Source organism: Pantoea sp. B623 (assembly GCF_024814475.1).
GTDB classification, from domain to species: Bacteria; Pseudomonadota; Gammaproteobacteria; order Enterobacterales; family Enterobacteriaceae; genus Pantoea; species Pantoea ananatis.
The window spans coordinates 2,545,381-2,566,468 of record NZ_JANUXM010000004.1 but is presented as its reverse complement, the minus strand read 5'-3'; the positions used below and the strand labels follow the sequence as shown (position 1 = coordinate 2,566,468).

The 21,088-nt window shown below is 50.8% G+C and carries 22 protein-coding genes; 11 read left to right on the top strand and 11 right to left on the bottom strand.

Annotated features, from left to right (window positions below):
• Window positions 1-159: 159 nt before the first annotated feature.
• The 3 genes from fieF to cpxP all read right to left on the bottom strand — a co-directional run bounded on the left by fieF (window position 160) and on the right by cpxP (window position 2,797).
• Window positions 160-1,062, bottom strand: coding sequence for a CDF family cation-efflux transporter FieF (gene fieF / locus NXS97_RS13685; RefSeq protein ID WP_014604761.1), 903 nt, complete (start codon window positions 1,060-1,062; stop codon window positions 160-162).
• A 234-nt stretch (window positions 1,063-1,296) separates the two neighbouring features.
• Entirely contained in the window at window positions 1,297-1,461 is a 165-nt protein-coding gene (locus tag NXS97_RS13680) for a KGG domain-containing protein (protein ID WP_013027707.1), read from the bottom strand.
• An 826-nt stretch (window positions 1,462-2,287) separates the two neighbouring features.
• Window positions 2,288-2,797 carry a cell-envelope stress modulator CpxP gene (gene cpxP, locus NXS97_RS13675; protein WP_013027709.1) on the bottom strand — a complete coding sequence of 170 codons (510 nt, stop codon included), beginning with the start codon at window positions 2,795-2,797 and terminating at the stop codon, window positions 2,288-2,290.
• Window positions 2,798-2,945: 148 nt separating this feature from the next.
• Here cpxP and cpxR point away from each other — a divergent pair, with 148 nt between their 5' ends.
• The 3 genes from cpxR to trmL are packed head-to-tail and all read left to right on the top strand — an operon-like array spanning window position 2,946 to window position 5,529.
• On the top strand, window positions 2,946-3,644 hold the full coding sequence (gene cpxR / locus NXS97_RS13670; protein WP_014604760.1) for an envelope stress response regulator transcription factor CpxR: 699 nt from the start codon (window positions 2,946-2,948) through the stop codon (window positions 3,642-3,644).
• Window positions 3,641-5,020, top strand: a complete 1,380-nt coding sequence (cpxA, locus tag NXS97_RS13665) for an envelope stress sensor histidine kinase CpxA (RefSeq protein WP_013027711.1) — start codon at window positions 3,641-3,643, stop codon at window positions 5,018-5,020. The genes cpxR and cpxA overlap by 4 nt, the downstream gene beginning before the upstream one ends.
• 35 nt (window positions 5,021-5,055) lie before the next feature.
• The gene (gene trmL, locus NXS97_RS13660; RefSeq protein WP_013027712.1) at window positions 5,056-5,529 is read left to right on the top strand and encodes a tRNA (uridine(34)/cytosine(34)/5-carboxymethylaminomethyluridine(34)-2'-O)-methyltransferase TrmL; all 474 of its coding nucleotides are present in this window, start codon (window positions 5,056-5,058) and stop codon (window positions 5,527-5,529) included.
• Here trmL and cysE read toward each other — a convergent pair.
• From cysE to NXS97_RS13635, 5 genes are all read right to left on the bottom strand, one after another.
• The gene (gene cysE / locus NXS97_RS13655; protein WP_013027713.1) at window positions 5,526-6,347 is read right to left on the bottom strand and encodes a serine O-acetyltransferase; all 822 of its coding nucleotides are present in this window, start codon (window positions 6,345-6,347) and stop codon (window positions 5,526-5,528) included. The genes trmL and cysE overlap by 4 nt on opposite strands.
• 66 nt (window positions 6,348-6,413) lie before the next feature.
• Window positions 6,414-7,430, bottom strand: coding sequence for an NAD(P)H-dependent glycerol-3-phosphate dehydrogenase (gpsA, locus tag NXS97_RS13650; protein WP_013027714.1), 1,017 nt, complete (start codon window positions 7,428-7,430; stop codon window positions 6,414-6,416).
• The gene (gene secB, locus NXS97_RS13645) at window positions 7,430-7,900 is read right to left on the bottom strand and encodes a protein-export chaperone SecB (protein ID WP_013027715.1); all 471 of its coding nucleotides are present in this window, start codon (window positions 7,898-7,900) and stop codon (window positions 7,430-7,432) included. The genes gpsA and secB overlap by 1 nt, the downstream gene beginning before the upstream one ends.
• Window positions 7,901-7,936: 36 nt before the next feature.
• Complete coding sequence (gene grxC, locus NXS97_RS13640) at window positions 7,937-8,191, bottom strand: glutaredoxin 3 (protein WP_013027716.1); 255 nt, start codon at window positions 8,189-8,191, stop codon at window positions 7,937-7,939.
• 16 nt (window positions 8,192-8,207) lie between these two features.
• Window positions 8,208-8,639 (bottom strand): rhodanese-like domain-containing protein, encoded by a 432-nt coding sequence (locus tag NXS97_RS13635; protein WP_013027717.1) that lies wholly within the window; start codon window positions 8,637-8,639, stop codon window positions 8,208-8,210.
• A gap of 252 nt (window positions 8,640-8,891) precedes the next feature.
• Here NXS97_RS13635 and envC point away from each other — a divergent pair, with 252 nt between their 5' ends.
• Together envC and NXS97_RS13625 are read left to right on the top strand one after the other, a co-directional pair.
• The gene (envC, locus tag NXS97_RS13630; RefSeq protein ID WP_019105399.1) at window positions 8,892-10,193 is read left to right on the top strand and encodes a murein hydrolase activator EnvC; all 1,302 of its coding nucleotides are present in this window, start codon (window positions 8,892-8,894) and stop codon (window positions 10,191-10,193) included.
• The gene (locus NXS97_RS13625) at window positions 10,194-11,105 is read left to right on the top strand and encodes a divergent polysaccharide deacetylase family protein (protein WP_116220172.1); all 912 of its coding nucleotides are present in this window, start codon (window positions 10,194-10,196) and stop codon (window positions 11,103-11,105) included.
• 86 nt (window positions 11,106-11,191) lie between these two features.
• Here the strand turns inward: NXS97_RS13625 and tdh are convergent, their stop codons facing one another.
• Window positions 11,192-12,226 carry an L-threonine 3-dehydrogenase gene (gene tdh / locus NXS97_RS13620; RefSeq protein ID WP_013027720.1) on the bottom strand — a complete coding sequence of 345 codons (1,035 nt, stop codon included), beginning with the start codon at window positions 12,224-12,226 and terminating at the stop codon, window positions 11,192-11,194.
• A 9-nt stretch (window positions 12,227-12,235) separates the two neighbouring features.
• Window positions 12,236-13,432: a glycine C-acetyltransferase gene (gene kbl / locus NXS97_RS13615; RefSeq protein WP_105077796.1), complete on the bottom strand. Its 1,197-nt coding sequence runs from the start codon at window positions 13,430-13,432 to the stop codon at window positions 12,236-12,238.
• Window positions 13,433-13,660: 228 nt separating this feature from the next.
• Here kbl and rfaD point away from each other — a divergent pair, with 228 nt between their 5' ends.
• Genes rfaD through NXS97_RS13585 form a run of 6 tightly spaced genes read left to right on the top strand, consistent with a single transcriptional unit; the run spans window position 13,661 to window position 20,033 of the window.
• Window positions 13,661-14,593, top strand: coding sequence for an ADP-glyceromanno-heptose 6-epimerase (gene rfaD, locus NXS97_RS13610; protein ID WP_014604756.1), 933 nt, complete (start codon window positions 13,661-13,663; stop codon window positions 14,591-14,593).
• 17 nt (window positions 14,594-14,610) lie between these two features.
• The gene (rfaF, locus tag NXS97_RS13605; protein WP_014604755.1) at window positions 14,611-15,669 is read left to right on the top strand and encodes an ADP-heptose--LPS heptosyltransferase RfaF; all 1,059 of its coding nucleotides are present in this window, start codon (window positions 14,611-14,613) and stop codon (window positions 15,667-15,669) included.
• Window positions 15,657-16,625 (top strand): lipopolysaccharide heptosyltransferase RfaC, encoded by a 969-nt coding sequence (gene rfaC, locus NXS97_RS13600; protein WP_116220171.1) that lies wholly within the window; start codon window positions 15,657-15,659, stop codon window positions 16,623-16,625. The genes rfaF and rfaC overlap by 13 nt, the downstream gene beginning before the upstream one ends.
• On the top strand, window positions 16,622-17,791 hold the full coding sequence (locus NXS97_RS13595) for a glycosyltransferase family 4 protein (protein ID WP_105079238.1): 1,170 nt from the start codon (window positions 16,622-16,624) through the stop codon (window positions 17,789-17,791). Before rfaC ends, NXS97_RS13595 begins: the two co-directional genes overlap by 4 nt.
• Window positions 17,788-19,044 (top strand): O-antigen ligase, encoded by a 1,257-nt coding sequence (locus tag NXS97_RS13590; RefSeq protein ID WP_022622380.1) that lies wholly within the window; start codon window positions 17,788-17,790, stop codon window positions 19,042-19,044. Before NXS97_RS13595 ends, NXS97_RS13590 begins: the two co-directional genes overlap by 4 nt.
• Window positions 19,044-20,033: a glycosyltransferase gene (locus NXS97_RS13585; protein WP_013027727.1), complete on the top strand. Its 990-nt coding sequence runs from the start codon at window positions 19,044-19,046 to the stop codon at window positions 20,031-20,033. The genes NXS97_RS13590 and NXS97_RS13585 overlap by 1 nt, the downstream gene beginning before the upstream one ends.
• Here the strand turns inward: NXS97_RS13585 and NXS97_RS13580 are convergent.
• Window positions 19,996-21,003: a deacetylase gene (locus NXS97_RS13580; RefSeq protein ID WP_013027728.1), complete on the bottom strand. Its 1,008-nt coding sequence runs from the start codon at window positions 21,001-21,003 to the stop codon at window positions 19,996-19,998. The two genes, NXS97_RS13585 and NXS97_RS13580, sit on opposite strands and share 38 nt — an antisense overlap.
• Window positions 21,004-21,088: the final 85 nt, after the last annotated feature.

Here is a 21,088-nt window from a genome sequence, read left to right as displayed (position 1 = left end):
ACGCTGATAAACACGATTGTGATGAGCGCAACATATAATGGCAGATAGTATATCAAAGGCCTGCGGCTGAATTGATTCAGGTCAGACAACTTTTCACTAATTTTTTGCAGCAATGTTAAAAACGTGCCGTTTCCATTTTATTAACTTAATTCATGTAAGTTAAAAGTTAAAAGAATCCTGCTTTTCAAACGGTACCACAGAACAGGGATCCTGATGAATAATGACGTCAGAACCGGGAAACGCTTTTCGCAGCGCTTTCTCTACCTGATCGGCAATACGATGAGCCTGGACGAGTGGTAACTGATCTTCGAGCTCAACGTGAAGCTGGATAAACTTTGTCGGGCCGGACTGACGCGTACGCACATCGTGTACGCCCTGCACACCCGGCCAGTTGAGGGAAATCGCAATAATTTGTTGCCGCTCTTCATCGGGTAATGCTCTGTCCAGTAAAGACTGAACGGCTTCATGGCCCATCCGCAGCGCACTAAAAAGAATATAGACGCCAATCCCTAACGCAAACAGTGCATCAGCGCGCGTGAAACCGTAGCTGCTTAATATCAGCGCCACCAGGATAGCTCCGTTCATAAACACATCTGACTGATAGTGCAGCATATCTGCACGAATGGCCTGACTCCGGGTTTTACGCACGACCCAGCGCTGGAAGGTGACCAGTACTAATGTCGAAACCAGCGCTACGACGGTGACAACAATTCCGATGCCCGGCGAGCGCAGTTCGTTAGGGGAAGCGAGATGTTGAATACCCGTAAGAAAGAGGAAAAGGGCTGAACCCGAAATGAACATGCTTTGGGCCAGCGCGGCCAGCGACTCCGCTTTACCATGCCCAAATGTATGATCGTCATCGGCGGGCTGTAAGGAATAACGCACTACCAGCAGGTTGGTCAGCGAGGCGGCAATATCCACCAGGGAATCGACCAGCGCGGCCAGCAGGCTAACCGATCCGGTGTACCACCAGGCAAAAATCTTCACAACCAATAAGACGGAAGCCAGCAGCGTCGCCGCGACTGCCGCAGACTGGATTAACTTTCCGTACGAAGCCTGCATGCCAAACTCCATAGACATATTACTGAAACGTAACGCAGTATGAGAGAAAGGCTAAGTTTAACACTACAGAAGGCGTCGCGCCTGACTGTCTGAACGGCGAAGAAACAGGATGAAATGGCATTTCTGAAGGGAAAAAAAGTACTTCGCCCCGTCCTCATAGAGAGACGGGGCGAATTGCCTACCTTGGGTAAGCGCCAAATCAACGTGCAGATTTGGTTCAGTGCTTAGCAGCCGTTACTTTTTGCCGCCTTTCTTGCCCGCTTCGGAGGCTTTTTCGGGGTTATTTTTAAAATTACCGCCGCCGCCAGTGCCGCTGCTCTTACCGCCTTTTTTACCGGCTTCAGACGCTTTTTGCGGGTTGTCTGCGAAATTACCTGAACCACCACGATGCTCTGCCATAATTTACTCCGTTAATAGGTTAATTCGGACTACATGATGTGGTTGCTGCTCTCCGTTAATTTCGTAAGTACATCGGCTTCCATGCTGAGACAACTTAAGTGTAGAACTGCGCAATTAGCGTGCAAGCGGAGCGGGATATTTGCAGCTGATTGAAATATAAATAAAAACAAAGCAGGAAGTTAAATAAGTTTTACTTATCATGTATTTAAAAGATGAAAGAAAAGTGAAATATCTTCGATGGTAAAACGCGCAAGAAAAACAGCACCCTGAAAAACAGGAATAAAACCAACGGTGTTTTCTATTTTTTTAACTATCCGATAAATTGTAAATTCATCGTAAATGATAAATCGCAGATAAAAAACATCATGAGATGAAAAGGGATCTTTGGTTCAAAGTGAGCCAGGAACAATTCTGCAAATTAATGAAACTGGCGAAGCCAGATATACCCAGGCATCAAGCTATGCATATCTTGCGGCATACGTTCAGTCGTTGGTCATGATAGACGGCAGAAATCTCATATCGGTACAGGCGATTTTAGGCCATGCGAGGATTGAGCAAACGGCAGCTTATGCCCATCTTGCACCTAACGATTTGAGGGATGCGATTACGCGTAATCCGCTTGAAGGTGGCCTCAATGTGTAGCTAACGTTGTCTACATATTGTCTACACCAGCGGCGCTTATACCTGTCTGCAAATGCTTAGCGTGTTTTTAGTCACGCACTGATTTTAAAGGATTTTTGGATAAGTACCTGATAAAAAAAACCCCCTCATCATGAGGGGGAAGACAGGGATGTGTCTATGGCAAGGAAAACAGGGATACTATTTACTACTGGTTACTACTGGTACGACTCACGGGTTGCAGCGATGATGCTGGCTGCAGATTCGAAAGCTTGCGTAATGAATTTATACGCCGCTCATAATTCTTTTGTAACGCGGCCTGCTGCTCCGGCGTTAACAGGTGGTACATCTGATTACGAACGCGCGCCATCTCAACCTGCTGCTCTACCTGAACTCTGGCAATGGCTTCTGCCTTACTGCGGATGGCCGCTTCGTTAAAATTATCTGCAGTCACTAAATCATGCATGGCTGCGATATCATCAATATTCGTTGCCGGACGATCGTGTCGGGCTTGCTGCATAAGGTCACGCATCTGCTGCCGTTGATGTTCCGTCAACTCAATGCCGTCGAACATGTGACTTTGCGAATTTTGCGTCATACTGCCTGTCGTAAATTCGCCGTGATGCACATCATCAGGCGCCATCGGCTCTGCTGCTCTTGCGCTGGCGTTACAGAGAACCATCGCTGAGGCAATAACGACGGCGGTTAATTTGCGCATCGTTTACTCCAGTTCGTTCTGTTTTGCGATTCAACGATAGCCAGTGTACGGCGATAGCTGCAAACATCCGTCAGGGGGTGTAAAAGTACGTAAATCGATGGATTGGTATCATGGGAACACGCTATTTTGCCTGCGGAGGGCTACAAAAATGAATAAAATCCTGTTGGTAGATGATGACCGCGAATTAACTTCGCTTTTGAAAGAGCTGTTGGAAATGGAAGGGTTTGAAGTCGTGGTCGCCAGCGATGGTGAACAAGCGTTGAACCTGCTTGATAACTCAATTGATCTGCTTTTACTGGATGTCATGATGCCGAAGAAAAACGGTATCGACACCCTGAAAGAATTACGCCAGCAATATCAGACGCCCGTCATTATGCTTACCGCACGCGGAAGCGAACTGGATCGCGTGCTGGGCCTTGAACTGGGTGCCGATGACTATCTGCCTAAACCCTTTAACGATCGTGAGCTGGTCGCGCGTATTCGCGCTATCCTGCGCCGTTCAAACTGGAGTGAACAGCAGCAACAGCACGATAACAGTTCACCCACGCTGGAAGTTGACTGCCTGCGCCTGAATCCGGGCCGTCAGGAAGCCAGTTTCGACAGCGAGACGCTGGATCTCACCGGAACGGAATTCACCCTGCTTTATCTTCTGGCACAGCATCTTGGGCAGGTTGTCTCTCGCGAGCACCTTAGCCAGGAAGTGCTGGGCAAACGCCTTACGCCTTTTGACCGCGCCATTGACATGCACATCTCTAACCTGCGCCGTAAGCTCCCTGACCGCCGTGACGGACATCCGTGGTTTAAGACATTACGTGGCCGCGGCTATCTGATGGTTTCTGCATCATGATAGGAAGTTTGACTACCCGCATCTTTGCTATTTTCTGGCTGACGCTGGCACTGGTATTGATGCTGGTGCTCATGGTACCCAAGCTTGATTCACGTCAGATGACGTCGCTGATGGAGAGTGAGCAGCGTCAGGGGACGATGATAGAGCAGCACGTTGAAGCGGAGTTAATGCGCGATCCCCCTAACGATTTGATGTGGTGGCGGCGCTTATTTCGCGCGATTGAGAAATGGGCACCGCCCGGTCAGCGCTTGCTGTTAGTCACCAGCGAAGGCCGGGTTATTGGCGCGCAGCATAATGAAATGCAGGTTATCCGTAACTTCATCGGTCAGTCAGACAATGCCGATCATCCACAGAAGAAAAAGTATGGTCGCGTCGAAATGGTGGGCCCTTTCGCCGTTCGGGATGGGGAGGATAACTATCAGCTTTACCTGATTCGGCCTGCCAGCAGTTCTCAACTGGACTTTATCAACCTGCTGTTTGACCGGCCTTTGCTACTGCTTATCGTTACCATGCTGATTAGCTCACCGCTTCTGCTCTGGCTGGCGTGGAGCCTGGCGCGTCCTGCACGTAAACTCAAATACGCTGCGGATGAAGTGGCCAGCGGCAACCTGCGTCAACATCCTGAACTGGAATCGGGCCCGCAGGAGTTTCTGGCCGCCGGTTCCAGCTTCAATCAAATGGTGAGTGCGCTGGAGCGCATGATGAACGGTCAGCAACGTCTGCTTTCCGATATCAGCCACGAATTGCGTACGCCGCTGACGAGACTTCAGCTGGCTACCGCCCTGCTGCGTCGCCGTCAGGGTGAAGGCAAAGAGCTGGAGCGCATTGAGATGGAAGCTCAGCGGCTTGACGGCATGATTAATGACCTGTTGGTGCTGTCGAGAACCCAGCATAAGAACGCGCTGGTCAGCGAAGCCATGAAGGCAAACCAGCTCTGGAATGACGTGCTGGAAGACGCCAGGTTTGAAGCGGAACAAATGGGCAAGACGCTGGAGATTCCTTATCCTCCAGGCCCCTGGCCGCTATACGGCAATCCACATGCGCTGGAAAGCGCGCTGGAGAACATCGTCCGTAATGCGTTGCGCTACTCGCACACGCATATCAGCGTCAGTTTCTCCGTGGATATCTCGGGTATTACCGTGCACGTTGATGATGACGGTCCTGGCGTCAGCCCGGAGGATCGCGAGCAGATATTTCGTCCTTTCTACCGCACTGATGAAGCGCGGGACAGGGAATCCGGCGGTACCGGCCTGGGGCTGGCGATTGTGGAAACGGCAATACAGCAACATCGCGGGTGGGTCAAAGCGGATGACAGCCCGCTGGGTGGACTGCGCCTCACTATCTGGCTACCACTTTACTCCTCTGCAAGGCAATAATTTGCTATGCTTCGGCCCTCGTTATCGGGGGCCTTATGCTTAACATCGTATTATTTGAACCAGAAATCCCACCTAACACCGGCAATATTATTCGCCTGTGCGCCAATACCGGTTTTCAGCTCCACCTGATTGAGCCACTGGGCTTTGCCTGGGACGATAAGCGCCTGCGTCGCGCCGGGCTGGACTATCACGAATTTACCGCGATCAAATTTCATGCTGACTATCAGGCTTTCATCGCTACCGAGCAGCCTGAGCGCCTGTTTGCGCTGACCACCAAAGGCACGCCCGCACACAGTGCGGTCAACTATCAGTCTGGGGATTATTTGCTGTTTGGACCGGAAAGCCGCGGGTTACCCGCAGAGATATTACAGGCTCTGCCCGCAGCGCAAAAAATCCGCATTCCGATGATGGCGGAAAGCCGTAGCATGAACCTGTCCAACGCGGTATCGGTAGTGGTTTACGAAGCGTGGCGCCAACTCGACTATGCTGGCGCACTGATTAAATCTTAAATACCATCGCCAAACTGGAAGCCTGCACCGTTACCGTTAAAGTGTTGATCCATATCCATTGACGGCTTTTCACTGCCGGGCTTGCCGACGATGCGCGCAGGAACCCCGGCGGCGGTGGTATGTGGCGGGATAGATTGCAACACCACGGAGCCGGCACCAATCTTGGCACCACGGCCTACCTCGATATTACCGAGGATTTTCGCACCCGCGCCAATCATCACCCCTTCACGAATTTTCGGATGGCGGTCGCCGCTGGTTTTTCCGGTGCCGCCAAGCGTTACTGACTGCAGGATTGATACATCATTTTCCACAACGGCGGTTTCACCGATCACAATCCCGGTGGCATGATCCAGCATGATCCCATGACCAATTTTGGCAGCCGGGTGAATATCAACCGCAAAGGAGACTGAGACTTCGTTTTGCAGATAAACGGCCAGAGCGCGTCGGCCTTCATTCCACAGCCAGTGCCCGATACGATGCGCCTGAAGCGCATGAAAGCCTTTCAGATAAAGCAGCGGCGTGGAGTATTTATCAACCGCAGGATCGCGCAGGCGAACCGCCTGAATATCACAAGCAGCAGACGCAATCATTGAGGGATCTTCACGGTATGCTTCTTCTACCACTTCACGAATAGCGATAGCAGGCATGATCGGATTCGCCAGCTTATTGGCCAGCATATAGCTCAGAGCACTGCCAAGATTCTCATGCTTAAGCAATGTCGCATGGTAAAAGCTGGCCAGCATCGGCTCGCAGTCTGCCAGCGCGCGTGCTTCCGCCTTGATATTGTCCCAGACCAGTTCTAACTCATCAGACGACATGCTGTTTTCTCCCGATAAAAAAGCGCCTTGATCGGCGCTGCAGGTTATGATGCCTGGCTTCCTGCTTTAGTTTGTACTGTTTTCGTCCTTCCTCGAACGCCCCAGCAGGCTTAATGCTGCATCTCGTGCCGGTTTTCCGCAATAGAGCACCTGATAAATCTGCTCCGTAATGGGCATTTCAACCCCGACACGTGCAGCCAGCGCTTTGACTTCTTTCGTATTTCTGTAACCTTCTACAACTTGTCCGATAATGCGTTGTGCGCCATCGACCTCTTCGCCCTGCCCCAACATCATGCCAAAGCGGCGGTTACGCGACTGATTATCGGTACAGGTAAGCACCAGATCGCCCAGGCCTGCCATCCCCATAAACGTCGTGGGATCGGCACCCAACGCTGCGCCAAGACGGCTCATCTCTGCCAGTCCACGGGTGATTAATGCCGTTCGTGCATTCGCGCCAAATCCGATACCGTCCGATATCCCAGCACCAATCGCGATCACATTTTTAACCGCGCCACCCAGCTGAACCCCGATAAAATCGGGATTGTTATACACGCGGAAACTTTTGCCGCAGTGCAACCGCGTTTGCAAATCATCCGCAAACTGCGTATCGGTTGCCGCCAGCGCAATCGCCGTAGGTAAACCCGCGGCCAGTTCTTTCGCGAAGGTTGGGCCAGATATCACCGCCAGCGGAATGGCCTCACCCAGGATTTCCCGGGCGACGTCCTGCAGCAAACGACCGGTTTCTTTTTCCAGCCCTTTCGTCGCCCAGACGATACGCGAGTCCTCACGTAAGCCAGGTTTGATCTGCGTCAGCACTTCGCCAAAGACGTGGCTGGGTACGACCACCAGTAGATCGCGGCTGGCCGCAATGGCCCTGGCGAGATCGGGTTCAATCGTCAGATTATCGGGAAAGGGAACATCAGGCAGGAAAGCGAGATTGCAGCGGTCTGACTGCAGCTGTGCCATGTGGGCGGGATTATGGCCCCACAACAACACGGGATGGCCATTACGGGCCAGCGTAATCGCCAAAGCGGTGCCGTACGAACCGGCACCGATGACGCTAATCGAAGCGTGAGTAGTCATCAGGCATCCTGATGTTGCGCGGCACCTTCTTCGCCTTGCTGCTGCTGCAGATAGTTCATAAACAGCGCATCAAAGTTCACCGGCGCGAGGTTAAGCTGCGGGAACGTACCACGAGAAACCAGACTGGTGATGCATTCACGGGCATAAGGGAACAGAATATTCGGGCAGTAAGCGCCCAGGCAATGCGCCATCTGAGTGCCGTCGATACCGCCGATGGTGAAAATGCCCGCCTGCTGCACTTCACACAGGAAAGCGGTATCTTCGCCAACGGTCGCGGTTACAGTCACACGCAGCACCACTTCATACACTTCATCAGCCAGCTGCGAAGAAGCCGTGTCCAGATCCAGCTTAACGTCTGGTTCCCACTCTTTCTGAAACACTTGTGGCGCGTTCGGCGCTTCAAAAGAAATGTCTTTCGTGTAAACGCGCTGAATCTGAAATTGCATTTCGTTGGTGTTATGTTCTGACATGTGACTAAGTCCTGTAAGTTAATATGTCTGGCGTAATTACGCCTGAAGTAACGGATCTAAACCTGCACGATCGTTGAGCGCCATCAGATCGTCGCAGCCGCCAATATGCTGACCGTCGATAAAGATCTGCGGCACGGTAGTCCGGCCACTGCGCTTAATCATCTCTTCGCGTTTTGCCATGTCCCCATCAATGGGAATCTCCTGAAACGCCACGCCTTTTTGACTCAGCAGCGCTTTTGCCCGGTGGCAATAAGGACAGGTTGCTTTGATGTAAATTTCAACATTTGCCATAGGGACCTCAGGATGATTATTTACCGCGAACCAACGGCAGATTTTCGCCGCTCCAACCACTGATACCGTCTTTCAGAACGGCAACCTGGGTAAATCCAGCCGCGCTCAGATGGGCAGCAGGATCTGCCGCGCTTTGTCCGGTTGCGCATACAACAATTATGGGCTGTGCTTTATGCTTTTCCAACTCGCCTAAACTGCCTTTCTTGATATCTGCTGCAGCCACATTTATCGCGCCCGAAATGTGCCCCTTGCGGTAATCATCACGCGAACGCACGTCTACCACTACCGCGTCCTCTTTGTTAATGAGTCGGGTTGCTTCGCCTCGACTGATAGTTTTTACTTTAGAGAACATTCCTTTAACGGTAGTCACAATCACCAGTACGAGTAAGACGACCCATGCCAGACTCAGGATGGGGTGATTGCTTGCAAACTGCATAATTTCTTGCATGAGGGGTAACGACTCCAGACCGGGCTAATAAGCTAAAACAAGGCTTCTGAGTATACCTGCGCCACTTCGCATGTACAGACGCTAAGCGGACAGAGTGACGATTTGTGCGTCATTTTCCAAAAAAATTGGCTGAATGGCAAAAATGTCGTGGCGCTTGTCCCTTGTCCTGATGAAAATGGATCGCACTGAGAAAGCAAAAGCCGGTCGGCAATGCTGGTAAGCAACTGTTCATCGTGGAATAATCATCGGCCTATGAAGGGAAAGACAACCGTTCTACCAACATGGACTCGTTACAACGGTCGTCCCCTGCCGTTGTTTACACGCTTGTCCGCCCTGTCTTTTAGCCTGCTTTATGCGGGCATATTGTTGTTTCCTCTACCCGGCTTATCGGCGGATGACAACAAAGCCCAGCTGAAATCTATCCAGCAAGAAATTGCCGAAAAAGAAAAAAGCGTAAAAGCCCAAAAGGTTCAGCGCAGCCAGTTACTTAATCAGCTACAAAGTCAGGAAAAGATCATTGCTCAGGCAAGTCGACAGCTACGGGAAACCCGTAACAGCCTGTCGGCCCTGAAGGGTGAGATTACCCAGGTCACCGCCTCGGTTTCCCGTCTTGAAAAGCAGCAGGCCCAGCAGGAAAAGCTGCTTGCTGAACAGCTGGACGCCGCCTTTCGCCAGGGGCAGCACAAAGGTTTGCAACTTCTGTTAGGCGGTGAAGAGAGTCAGCGTAGCGAACGTATCCTCGCTTACTTTGGCTATCTGAACACCGCACGTCAGGAAAATATCACCGCCCTGCAAACCACCCGTCAGGAATTAGCCCAACAGCGCGCCTCGCTGGAACAAAAGCAACAACAGCAGAAAACGCTGTTAACCCAGCAGCAAGAACAACAAGACAAACTCCAGCAAGCCAGCGCCGCGCGTAAAAAAACGCTCACGTCTCTGGAAAGCGCACTGCAGAAGGATCAGGCTGACCTGGTTGAGATGCGCCAGAACGAAAGCCGCCTGCAAGATAAAATCGCTCGTGCCGAGCGAGAAGCCCGTGAACGCGCCGCCCGTGAGGCACGTGAGGCAGAAAAAGTGCGTCAGCGTCAGGTGCAGGCGAAAGCGAAAGGCTCCAGTTATCAGCCAACACAAAGCGAGCGCGAGCTGATGGCGCGAACGGGCGGACTGGGACGGCCCAACGGTCAGGATATCTGGCCGGTACGCGGACGCGTCGAACATCGGTTCGGTGAGGAACTGCAAGGCGAATTACGCTGGAAAGGCCTGGTCATTGCGGCTCCGGAAGGCACAGAGGTCAAAGCCATTGCCGATGGTCGTGTATTGATGGCCGACTGGTTGCAGGGCTATGGTCTGGTCGTAGTTATCGAGCATGGTAAAGGAGATATGAGTCTGTATGGCTATAACCAAAGCGCCCTCGTCAGCGTAGGTGCCCAGGTGAAGGCCGGTCAGCCCATTGCGCTGGTGGGCACCAGCGGTGGTCGCGGCACGCCTTCGCTCTATTTTGAAATCCGACGTCAGGGTAAAGCGGTCAATCCAGTTCCGTGGTTGGGAAAATAAGTGTTAGTTCATCGTTACCAGATTACCGCCTTGCTGTGCGGACTGTTGCTCAGTTTCGCGTCCCAGGCCGCTAAGCTCGCCATCGTCATTGATGATTTCGGCTATCGACCCACGGAAGAAAATAAAGTGCTGCAAATGCCGCAGGCGATCTCTGTCGCGGTGCTTCCTGATGCGCCCTATGCACGTCAGATGGCCATCAAAGCGCATCAGGGCGGCCGTGAAGTTCTGATTCACCTGCCTATGGCGCCGTTAAGTAAGCAACCGCTTGAGAAAAACACCTTAACGCCTGAAATGAGCCGCACGGAAATCGATCGCATCATCCGTAGTGCGGTCAACAATGTCCCCTATGCAGTGGGGCTGAATAACCATATGGGCAGCAAAATGACATCGAGCCTGCCGGGTATGCAAAAAGTCATGCAGGCGCTGAATCAGTACAATCTGTACTTTCTCGACAGCATGACGATTGGTAACAGCCAGTCACTGCAGGCCGCACAGGGAACGCACGTCAGGGTGCTTAAGCGTCGCGTATTTTTAGATGACAGTCAGGATATCAATGCGATTCGACAGCAGTTCAGCCGGGCAGTCACTCTGGCCCAGCGTGATGGCTACGCGATTGCGATCGGTCATCCGCATCCCAATACCGTGCGGGTGCTGCAACAAATGTTGCCCTCGCTGCCCGCAGATATCACCCTGGTAACGCCGGGTCAGTTGTTGAATGAACCGCTACGCAACGGCAACGCATCGCCAGCCAAAATCACACCACACAGCAAGCCACTTCAGGGCTTCCAGCCGCCTGGTGAATGTAAAGTGAAGCAGCCGCTGGCACCAGTTCCGGCTAGCCGTGCGCTGAGCGTTATTGGTGAAAGCATTACAGAAAGTCCGCTTTATCATCGTATTGATGAACTGTTCTAAAACACTCAGCACCAGGCATTAAACCTGGTGCTGAGCAATCACATTACGCAGACAAACGTTATCTTTCTTACTCGCTACTCGGGCGATCAAGGCGACGTCCAGTCCAGAATCACCTTTCCAGACTGCCCCGAGCGCATTTCATCAAAACCCTGCTGGAAGTCATCAATCGGGTAACGGTGAGTGATAATCGGGGTGAGATCCAAACCTGACTGAATCAGCGCGGCCATCTTATACCAGGTTTCGAACATCTCACGCCCATATATGCCCTTAATAAACAGTCCTTTAAAGATCACCAGATTCCAGTCAATAGCCATTTCTCCCGGAGGAATGCCCAGTAAGGCCAACCGCCCACCGTGATTCATCACCTCAAGCAAGGTTCGGAAAGCGGGCGGTGCACCTGACATTTCTAATCCCACGTCAAAGCCTTCTTTCATGTCCAGCGCATGCATGACTTCACGCAGATCTTCCCTGGCGACATTGACCGCGCAGGTCACGCCCATCTTGCGGGCCAGTTCAAGCCGGTAGTCATTAATGTCCGTGATCACGACATTCCGCGCACCGACATGGCGGCACACCGCAGCCGCCATAATACCAATAGGGCCGGCACCGGAAATGAGTACGTCTTCACCGACCAGGTCGAAGGATAAGGCGGTATGTACCGCGTTGCCGAAGGGATCAAAAATCGCTGCCAGCTCGTCGGAAATATTGTCGGGAATTTTGAATGCATTAAAGGCGGGAATAACCAGATACTCTGCAAAGCATCCCTGGCGGTTAACGCCAACGCCTTGGGTATTTCGACAGAGATGGGTACGGCCTGCGCGGCAGTTTCGGCAGTGCCCACAGGTGATATGCCCCTCACCCGAAACCCGATCGCCTATGTTAAACCCTTTAACCTCCTGACCAATAGCCACCACTTCACCGACATATTCGTGGCCGACAATCATGGGGACCGGGATGGTTTTACGCGACCAGTCGTCCCAGTTGTAAATATGTACGTCTGTCCCACAGATGGCGGTTTTACGAATTTTTATCAGCAGATCGTTGTGACCCGGCTCGGGAACTGGCGCATCAGTCACCATCCAGATGCCCTGCTCTTTTTTCAACTTAGCCAGTGCTTTCATGGTTAATCCTCAGGCAATGACGCCAAGTTGTTTACCAATGCGCGTGAAAGCTGCCACCGCCTTTTCGAGTTGCTGCTGGCTGTGCGCTGCTGAAATTTGGGTTCGGATGCGTGCCTGACCTTTTGGCACAACCGGATAGAAAAACCCGGTGACATAGATGCCTTCCTGTTGTAACAACTGAGCAAATTCCTGCGCGACGCTGGCTTCTCCCAGCATGACCGGAATGATGGCATGATCGGCGCCGGCCAGCGTAAAACCTGCCGATGTCATTTTTTCGCGGAAGAAACGTGCGTTGTCCCACAAACGCTGACGCAAACCGTCGCCTTCGCTTAATAAATCCAGCACGCGAAGAGAAGCCGCGACAATTGCCGGTGCCAGCGAGTTAGAGAACAGATAAGGCCGTGAGCGCTGACGCAGCCATTCCACCACCTCTGCTTTAGCAGCAGTGTAACCGCCTGATGCGCCGCCCAGCGCCTTGCCCAGCGTGCCGGTGATAATGTCGACCCGGCCCATGACGTCGCAATACTCATGCGTTCCGCGACCGGTACTTCCGACAAAGCCAACCGCATGGGAATCATCGACCATGACAAGTGCGGAATAGTCGTCTGCAAGATCGCAAATGGCGTTCAGATTGGCGATCACGCCGTCCATTGAGAACACGCCGTCCGTGGCAATCATAATGGTCTTCGCCCCGTTATCCCTGGCTTCCTTCAGGCGGTCGCGCAGTTGCGCCATATCATTGTTAGCGTAACGATAGCGCTGTGCTTTACACAGGCGTACACCATCAATAATCGATGCATGATTGAGTGCATCAGAGATGATGGCATCTTCCGCGCCCAGTAAGGTTTCAAACAGCCCGCCGTTGGCGTCAAAACAGGAGGAGTAAAGAATGGCGTCCTCCATTCCCAGAAAATCGGCGAGCTTTTTTTCCAGCTGTTTGTGTATATCCTGGGTACCGCAGATAAAACGCACGGATGCCATGCCAAAACCGTGCGAATCCATGCCCTCTTTGGCTGCCTGAATTAAGGCTGGGTGGTTGGCCAACCCCAGGTAGTTATTCGCGCAAAAGTTAATTACGGGACGATCAGGCCCGACCTCAATTTCTGCCTGCTGTGCGGAGGTAATAATACGTTCTTTTTTGAATAAACCTTCACGCTGGGCGGCGTCGAGTTGCTGCCGGATATGTTGGTAAAAATGCGCTGGCATTATCCTGCTCCTGATAAGGTGGAAATCTGGCAAATATTACTGAACATATCGCCTTTCTACGCTTAATCGACCAAAAGAATGTTAATTTTGCAGCATAGTTCACGCCATTCTGTTGGATGTGCAGGACCTTACAGAGTCATCTGGCTGTCTGGAGCGGGATGAAATGTTATGATGTAGGCATTACGTGTGAAATGTCCCGTTTCAACTCAAAACTTTAAAGGTAACAGTATGATTATCGTAACCGGTGGCGCAGGAATGATCGGCAGCAATATTGTCAAAACGCTGAACGATCGCGGTCACAACGACATTCTGGTCGTGGATAACCTTAAAGATGGCACCAAGTTCGTGAATCTGGCCGATCTGGATATCGCTGATTACATGGATAAAGAAGAATTCCTGACCTATATCATGTCAGGCGAAGATCTTGGTCCGATTGAAGCCGTTTTTCACGAAGGTGCCTGCTCAGCCACCACCGAGTGGGACGGTAAGTACATGATGGATAATAACTATCAGTACTCTAAAGATCTGCTGCACTTCTGTCTTGAGCGTGAAATTCCGTTCCTTTACGCTTCTTCTGCCGCCACCTATGGTGGACGCAATGAGAATTTCATTGAAGAGCGCCAGTACGAACAGCCACTGAATGTCTACGGCTATTCAAAAATGCTGTTCGACCACTACGTGCGTCAGATCCTGCCTGAAGCCTCCTCGCCGGTATGCGGCTTTCGCTACTTTAACGTTTACGGCCCGCGTGAAAGTCATAAAGGCAGCATGGCAAGCGTGGCGTTTCATTTAAACACGCAGATTAGCAATGATGAAAATCCAAAGCTGTTTGAAGGCAGCGACGGCTTTAAACGTGATTTTATTCATGTCGATGATGTGGTGTCGGTGAATCTGTGGTGCTGGGAGAATGGGATTTCCGGCATCTATAACTGCGGAACAGGCCGCGCCGAATCCTTCCAGGAAGTGGCAGATGCGGTGCTTAATTTTCACCAGAAAGGCCAGATTGAGTACATTCCTTTCCCTGACAAGCTGAAAGGCCGCTACCAGGCTTACACGCAGGCCGACCTGTCTAATTTACGCGCAGCGGGTTACGACAAACCGTTTAAGACCGTGGCACAGGGCGTTTCTGAATATATGGTTTGGTTAAATCGCAACGTCTAAAGGAATAGATACCGGTAATGAAAATTCTGGTGATCGGCCCGTCGTGGGTCGGCGATATGATGATGTCGCAAAGTCTCTATCGTACCCTCAAGGCCGAACATCCTGACGCAGTGATTGATGTGATGGCACCTGCGTGGTGCCGTCCTTTACTTTCACGGATGCCTGAAGTGAATCAGGCGCTGGCGATGCCGCTGGGTCATGGCGCGTTAGCGCTTGGCGAGCGCCGTCGGCTGGGCAAATCGCTCCAGGCCAGCCATTATGACCGCGCTTATGTTTTACCCAACTCTTTTAAATCAGCGCTGGTTCCCTTTTTTGCCGGGATCAAGCGCCGTATTGGCTGGCGCGGAGAAATGCGTTACGGCCTGTTAAACGATTGTCGGGTACTGGATAAAGCCGCGTTTCCGCTGATGGTTGAGCGCTATGTGGCTCTGGCTTATGACTCACCAGTCCGCTCAGCGCGGGAACTGCCGCAACCCCTGCTAACGCCTCAGCTACAGGTCAGTGAACAGGAAAAAAGTGAGACGTCCGCGCAGTTTCAGCTGACTCCCGAGCGGCCGACGATTGGTTTTTGTCCCGGTGCAGAGTTTGGGCCGGCAAAACGCTGGCCGCATTTTCACTATGCGACGCTTGCCCAGCAGTTAATCAGTGAGGGTTATCAGATTCTGCTGTTTGGCTCGGCTAAAGATCATTCCACCGGTGAAGAAATCCTGTCTTCGCTACCGGAAGCGAGCCGTGCACATTGCCGCAATCTGGCTGGCGAAACGCAGCTGGAACAGGCTGTTATTCTGCTGGCTCAGTGCCACGCAGTGGTCAGTAATGATTCGGGCCTGATGCATATTGCCGCAGCGTTAAACCGACCGCTTGTCGCCTTATATGGTCCCAGCAGCCCTGACTTTACGCCACCTCTGTCTGACCGGGCACGTATTCTCCGTTTAATTAGCGGCTATCATCGTGTACGCAAAGGCGATGCCGGGCAGGGCTATCACCAAAGTCTTATCGATATTCAGCCCGCACAGGTTCATGAAACATTGAGCACGTTGTTGCGCGAAGTCCAGGAGGGGACATGCACGTCCTGATCGTCAAAACCTCCTCCATGGGAGACGTCCTGCATACGCTGCCAGCACTCACCGATGCCATGAATGCCCTGCCCGGAATACGCTTTGACTGGGTGGTGGAAGAAAATTTTGCACAAATCCCGACCTGGCATCCGGCAGTGGATAAGGTTCTGCCTGTCGCCATTCGACGCTGGCGTAAACACTGGTTTGGCAGCCTGCAGCGTGAAGAGCGCGTGCGTTTCAAGCGTGAGCTTCAGTCTCGTGACTACGACATCGTGATCGACGCTCAGGGGCTGATTAAGAGCGCCGCGCTTGTGACTCGTCTGGCTAAAGGCGTTAAGCACGGCCTGGACAATCGTAGTGCGAGAGAACCTTTCGCCAGCTGGTGGTACGACAAAAAACACGAGATCAGCAAGCAACAACATGCAGTCGAGAGGACGCGTGAGCTGTTTGCTAAAAGTCTGGGTTACGATAAACCCCCGTCTCAGGGGGATTATGCAATTGCCAGCCATTTTCTGAAGCCCTTATCACAGCATGAGAGCCCTTATCTGGTATTTCTTCATGCCACTACCCGTGATAACAAGCACTGGCCAGAATCTCACTGGCGAGAGTTGATTGAACGTGTCCGGCCAGCGGGCTTGCGTGTAAAGCTGCCGTGGGGCGCTGAACATGAACATCAGCGTGCGCTGCGTCTGGCTGAAGGTTTTGAGCACGTAGAAGTCTTGCCTAAGCTTTCTCTTGAAGCCGTAGCACAGCAGTTGGCAGGCGCAGATGCCGTAGTGTCGGTAGATACAGGGCTGAGCCATCTGACCGCCGCACTAGACAGGCCCAATATCACGTTATATGGCCCCACCGATCCGGGTTTGATTGGGGGTTATGGGCAAAATCAGTATGTTTTGCGGCCTGCAGAGGGCAGCAAATTAGCAGACATTAGCGCTAAGGACGTCGCAGATATGGTCTTTGAGATTCTTGTATGAAGAAACTCCACATCATTAACCTTGAAAAAATGGGTGGTGTTGAACGCCTGTTCCTGCAGTACATCAATGATTTTTCTGACGGAAATGATGATGTGATATGCATCAGTAATGAGATAGACGATGATATTCGTCGTCACATTCCTCAACAAAAAATCACCTTTGCCAATCGTTGGGTAAATGGCCTGAAATATAAAGTCCCGCAATTTCTTCGGAAATATTTGCTAAAAAAACGCATTGAGGCAAGTGATGCCGATGTAATAGTGGTTTGGGATTTAATTCCAGGACTGCCAGCAAAACCCAGGCGGGCTGCTCTGGTCTATTACGATCATGGCTGCTCATGGCGTTATCCAAAAAATAAAAAAACGCTTAACTTTATGGCAATGCTGGACGGCGTGATTTCAGCCTCATACGCGTCAAACCGGGTGATGCATCACCGCTTCAACCTACCTTGCCCGCATCACGTCGTGATAAACCGAATCATGTTGCCGCAGGGGATAAATTCCGCAATCAGAACGCTAAAAAATCCGCTCAGGCTAGGAACGGCATCTCGCCAGGTTAGCCTGAAAGGCATTAGCGTAGGACTTTTAACGCTTAAAGAATTACGCCAACGTGGACACAACGTTGAGTTGGAAATTGCGGGAAAAGGGCCCGATCATGACGCCTTCGTGGCGCTTGCTGAGCATTTGAATATTAGTCAGTTTGTTACCTTCAGCGGTTTTCAGCATGATATGAGCGCCTTTTTTAATCGCACAGATATCTATCTCAGTACACCTGTCACTGAGCCATTTGGCCTTTCCTGTATGGAAGCGCTTTATTTTGGTGTACCGGTTATTTTCCCCATGATTGACGGCCAACCTGAAGTCGTTGGTCATCAGCAGTGTGGCATTGGATTACCCCCCTCCGTTACAATTGATGAGCATGAGAAATTAACTGGTATACGCGTTGATTTCCCCTATCAGGTCTACGAACCTGTCCATGATGTTATGGAAGAAGCCAGGCTGGTTTCACATATTGATTGCGCCAACGCGGTTGAAGTCTTGTCGGTGCCTGAAACGTATCAGCGATTTAGTGAAGCTGCCAAAGCCTGGACAGTAGAACATTTCGACTATGCGCTGTTTAAGACAGAATTCAACGATGCTTTAAAGGACGTTATAATTAAAAAATGAAACTAAATCATTTAATCTTTAAAAAAGAAGCGCCTGCCAACTTTTTCAGCCAGCTTATTTTTATCGGATGTGCTATCGCTTTTATTACTTCGCCATTTGGATGGGCCTTTGGCAGGAACGTTTTTTATCTTTCCAGCTATCTGGCTTTTCTGGTCATCGTTTTTCATCTCAGATTTTACATTGCTGACAAAAAAAACCTGATTCTCCCTTGTGCGTTTTTTGCTGTCGGGATCATCAGCATTATCTGGACAGCCATGTATAAACAACCTGGCGATTTCATTAGTCTGTACCGGCAGTACCAATCAACCGGACGATTACAAATCGCCGCAGCGTTTGTTCTACTGGCGATGCTTAATACAAAGATAGCGCTACAAAAAAATACCGTGCTGGCAGCCCTTGCTTGCGGGCTTGCGGTAAATAGCTATGCCATTTATCAGGGGGTTTTCTTACACATAGCGCGTGTAGAGCTGAATTTTGATCGAGCAACGGTTGCTGCCTACATCATTACCGCAGTTAATCTGATATTCATTAAAGCCGTATTACTTTTAAGAACCCGCCACAGAGTGTTGCTTTTTTTGGCAGCTTTCGCCTTTACCTATGCTTCCATTCTGTTGACTGGAACCCGTGCAGCTATGCTGGCTTATCCCGTGTTGGCTTTAATGATTGTACTCATGAGCACACATGTGATTAATCGTCGTCACAAAATTATTCTGTTCACCCTGGTCCCCATCATGCTCCTGCTCAGCGCTGCACTTTTTCATAAAGTCATCACTATGCGTATACAGCAGTTCAATCAGGATATTGCGCACATGCATGAGCAAACGGGAGAAAACTCAATCATCTCACGCTTAAGCATGCAAACCGTTGCATTTCGCACGGGCTCTGAAGCCCTGTGGGGAGAGTCTGCAGAGCAACGAGCGGCAGAAGCAAAAGTGATTGTTGCACAAGAACCTTCGCTTTATGGGGCATTAACCTACCTTACCGTTCATATGCACAATGAACTGATGGAAACGTTCTCGATTAAGGGCATTGTGGGTCTGTTAGCGTTGGCAGGTTTATATCTTTGCTTATTACGCAGCGCATTCACGCCTTACCGCAATCCCGCACTCTTCGCAGTCACAGTATCTTTGATCACCTATGGCCTGAGCGACGTGATATTTTTCAGCACTGAGGGAACCCTCATCTATTGTCTGGCCGTCATCATCAGTGGCTTATTAGTTAAAACACCGTCTGTATTACAGGAAGCGAAGTAATGCAAACGCGTGACTGGCTGCTAAGCATCATTATTCCTTTATACAATAGTCAGGATTATATCGTTCCCTGTCTGACATCCTTGTTTACCCAAATTGACCCTGATATTCAGGTCATCATTATCGATGATGGGTCGACAGACCTTTCAGCCCAGCGTGTGAAAGAATTTCTCAAGACTTATCCTTCAGCTTGTGTTGAATTCATTCAGCAGGCTAACCAGGGGGTTGCCGCAACCCGCAATGTTGGCCTGTCAAAAGCTAAAGGAAAATTTATTACCTTTTTGGACGCTGATGATCTACTCAGTAAAAATTATCTATCAGTTATCCGACCGTTATTACTCTCCGATCAAGACGATCTGATTGATTTTAACTACGCACGCTTTGAAAACACGCCCCCTGAAGCATCAGAAAACGAATTGCCTCAACGTGTCGCTTACGATTTTTCCGTTCAGGGGCTGAATTGTCTGCGTCCGCTTTTTATCCGATCGATGTGGCATTTATGGAACCGCATATACAGAAACAGTCTGCTGGAAGGTGAGGCTTTTGAAGTCGGCAGACGTTACGAAGACGTTATCTTTACGCCATTTCAATATCTCAAAACACAGCGTATCGCTCATCTTGAAAATACGCTCTACTACTACCGCGATAATCAGCAGGGCATCACACGGAATGTCCGTATGAGTGACATTGAGGACATGCTATTCGCCATGAATAAAATGTGTGCAATGGCACAGTCTGACACTGAGCTGCGTCGACTGGCTGCAGGGATGATAGTGAACTGCTTTAATGAAGTGAAAAGCATGTCGAAAGCGGTTTTTGGTTATTATCATTACGATAAACAAACCAGGCTGGCCATTAAGTCAGCCGCACGCCTTTGTAGGGGCCATTGCAAAACAAAAAAGTTTTGGCAAATGCGCTATCCCGAAGTCGACACGCTTTTTTCGTGGTTGCGATTTAAGGCCCGCAAATCTGTTCCTGAAGCGAATCAGTGACGGCACCGAGTGCCGTTTTTTTCTTCAGGGCATATTCGGTCAAGGTCATACCCTGGGTACGTTCCTGAAGCCAGCTGAACAGCTGCTCTAAATCATCGTAAAGACGGTCAATGTCTGCGTCGTTTTTAAACGTCGGGCTGCCGTCAGGCATAAACTCCGATGAATGCAGCATAAATTCAACATAGTCGTTTCCCTGCGACAGCGTTTGCTCAACGACATGCTTCATTTGCGCCAGATTCCCGCCCACAGGCCGCAGCCAGTTTACCCGAGGTCCTCTCGACTTACCCCTGACGTTGTCCCAGACTTTTTTAAACTGGTTTTTCAACATGCCATGCCGGTACTGAATGCTCATCGGCAATTCCAGTAAGGTTGAGCTGCCAGGCTTGGAAATATCGTTGATGTCGACATAGTAGGCCTGGTCAGGAAAATGGCGGTAATCTGTACCGCCTTTCCCCTGGGGAGCACCGGGAGAACTACGCCAGTCCACGCGCGGCGTCACAGAGCAGTCGACCAGATAGCCATGATCGATCAATGCACGTGCATAAACTTCATTGAAGGCCCAGCGGCCTGCACGGTGACTACGCATTTTAGTTTCAAATGCCGTTTCAAGCAGGTCGGTCATATAGGCGACCTTATCGTGCAGTATCGACTCTGGATATTCGATCAAATAAGGCTGGTAACGCCAGTCATCCTCCGTAAGTGCATAGTCAGGAGGGCTGTACCAGGCATGTAAATGCATGCCTATTTCACCCTGATTACGCTCAAGAAGATCTCGTCCGAACTCGACATAAGCCGGATCGCAAGCCATTTCATAATTAGTAAGCCACGTCGGTTTGAACGCGTATTTCTCGCAAAGCGACTGAAAACGCGGTAGAAAGCGGACATTATGTGTGGTGACATTGCCGCTGCGGTTGCGCCAGAGGTTGTCACCTTCCGTATCGAGAGTGATTAAAAATGCCGGTTTATCCATGACTTATCCAATAATCGGTAGAGATTATCCTGACTATGTTACGCAGGGTAGTCATTCCGCGCAAAAATATAATTGCAATTGGTTT

Bases quoted from the DNA above. Each gene is read 5' to 3' on its own strand.
- fieF (WP_014604761.1), bottom strand. From the start codon at position 1,062: ATGCAGGCTTCGTACGGAAAGTTAATCCAGTCTGCGGCAGTCGCGGCG.
- NXS97_RS13680 (WP_013027707.1), bottom strand. From the start codon at position 1,461: ATGGCAGAGCATCGTGGTGGTTCAGGTAATTTCGCAGACAACCCGCAA.
- cpxP (WP_013027709.1), bottom strand. From the start codon at position 2,797: ATGCGCAAATTAACCGCCGTCGTTATTGCCTCAGCGATGGTTCTCTGT.
- cpxR (WP_014604760.1), top strand. From the start codon at position 2,946: ATGAATAAAATCCTGTTGGTAGATGATGACCGCGAATTAACTTCGCTT.
- cpxA (WP_013027711.1), top strand. From the start codon at position 3,641: ATGATAGGAAGTTTGACTACCCGCATCTTTGCTATTTTCTGGCTGACG.
- trmL (WP_013027712.1), top strand. From the start codon at position 5,056: ATGCTTAACATCGTATTATTTGAACCAGAAATCCCACCTAACACCGGC.
- cysE (WP_013027713.1), bottom strand. From the start codon at position 6,347: ATGTCGTCTGATGAGTTAGAACTGGTCTGGGACAATATCAAGGCGGAA.
- gpsA (WP_013027714.1), bottom strand. From the start codon at position 7,430: ATGACTACTCACGCTTCGATTAGCGTCATCGGTGCCGGTTCGTACGGC.
- secB (WP_013027715.1), bottom strand. From the start codon at position 7,900: ATGTCAGAACATAACACCAACGAAATGCAATTTCAGATTCAGCGCGTT.
- grxC (WP_013027716.1), bottom strand. From the start codon at position 8,191: ATGGCAAATGTTGAAATTTACATCAAAGCAACCTGTCCTTATTGCCAC.
- NXS97_RS13635 (WP_013027717.1), bottom strand. From the start codon at position 8,639: ATGCAAGAAATTATGCAGTTTGCAAGCAATCACCCCATCCTGAGTCTG.
- envC (WP_019105399.1), top strand. From the start codon at position 8,892: ATGAAGGGAAAGACAACCGTTCTACCAACATGGACTCGTTACAACGGT.
- tdh (WP_013027720.1), bottom strand. From the start codon at position 12,226: ATGAAAGCACTGGCTAAGTTGAAAAAAGAGCAGGGCATCTGGATGGTG.
- kbl (WP_105077796.1), bottom strand. From the start codon at position 13,432: ATGCCAGCGCATTTTTACCAACATATCCGGCAGCAACTCGACGCCGCC.
- rfaD (WP_014604756.1), top strand. From the start codon at position 13,661: ATGATTATCGTAACCGGTGGCGCAGGAATGATCGGCAGCAATATTGTC.
- rfaF (WP_014604755.1), top strand. From the start codon at position 14,611: ATGAAAATTCTGGTGATCGGCCCGTCGTGGGTCGGCGATATGATGATG.
- rfaC (WP_116220171.1), top strand. From the start codon at position 15,657: ATGCACGTCCTGATCGTCAAAACCTCCTCCATGGGAGACGTCCTGCAT.
- NXS97_RS13595 (WP_105079238.1), top strand. From the start codon at position 16,622: ATGAAGAAACTCCACATCATTAACCTTGAAAAAATGGGTGGTGTTGAA.
- NXS97_RS13590 (WP_022622380.1), top strand. From the start codon at position 17,788: ATGAAACTAAATCATTTAATCTTTAAAAAAGAAGCGCCTGCCAACTTT.
- NXS97_RS13585 (WP_013027727.1), top strand. From the start codon at position 19,044: ATGCAAACGCGTGACTGGCTGCTAAGCATCATTATTCCTTTATACAAT.
- NXS97_RS13580 (WP_013027728.1), bottom strand. From the start codon at position 21,003: ATGGATAAACCGGCATTTTTAATCACTCTCGATACGGAAGGTGACAAC.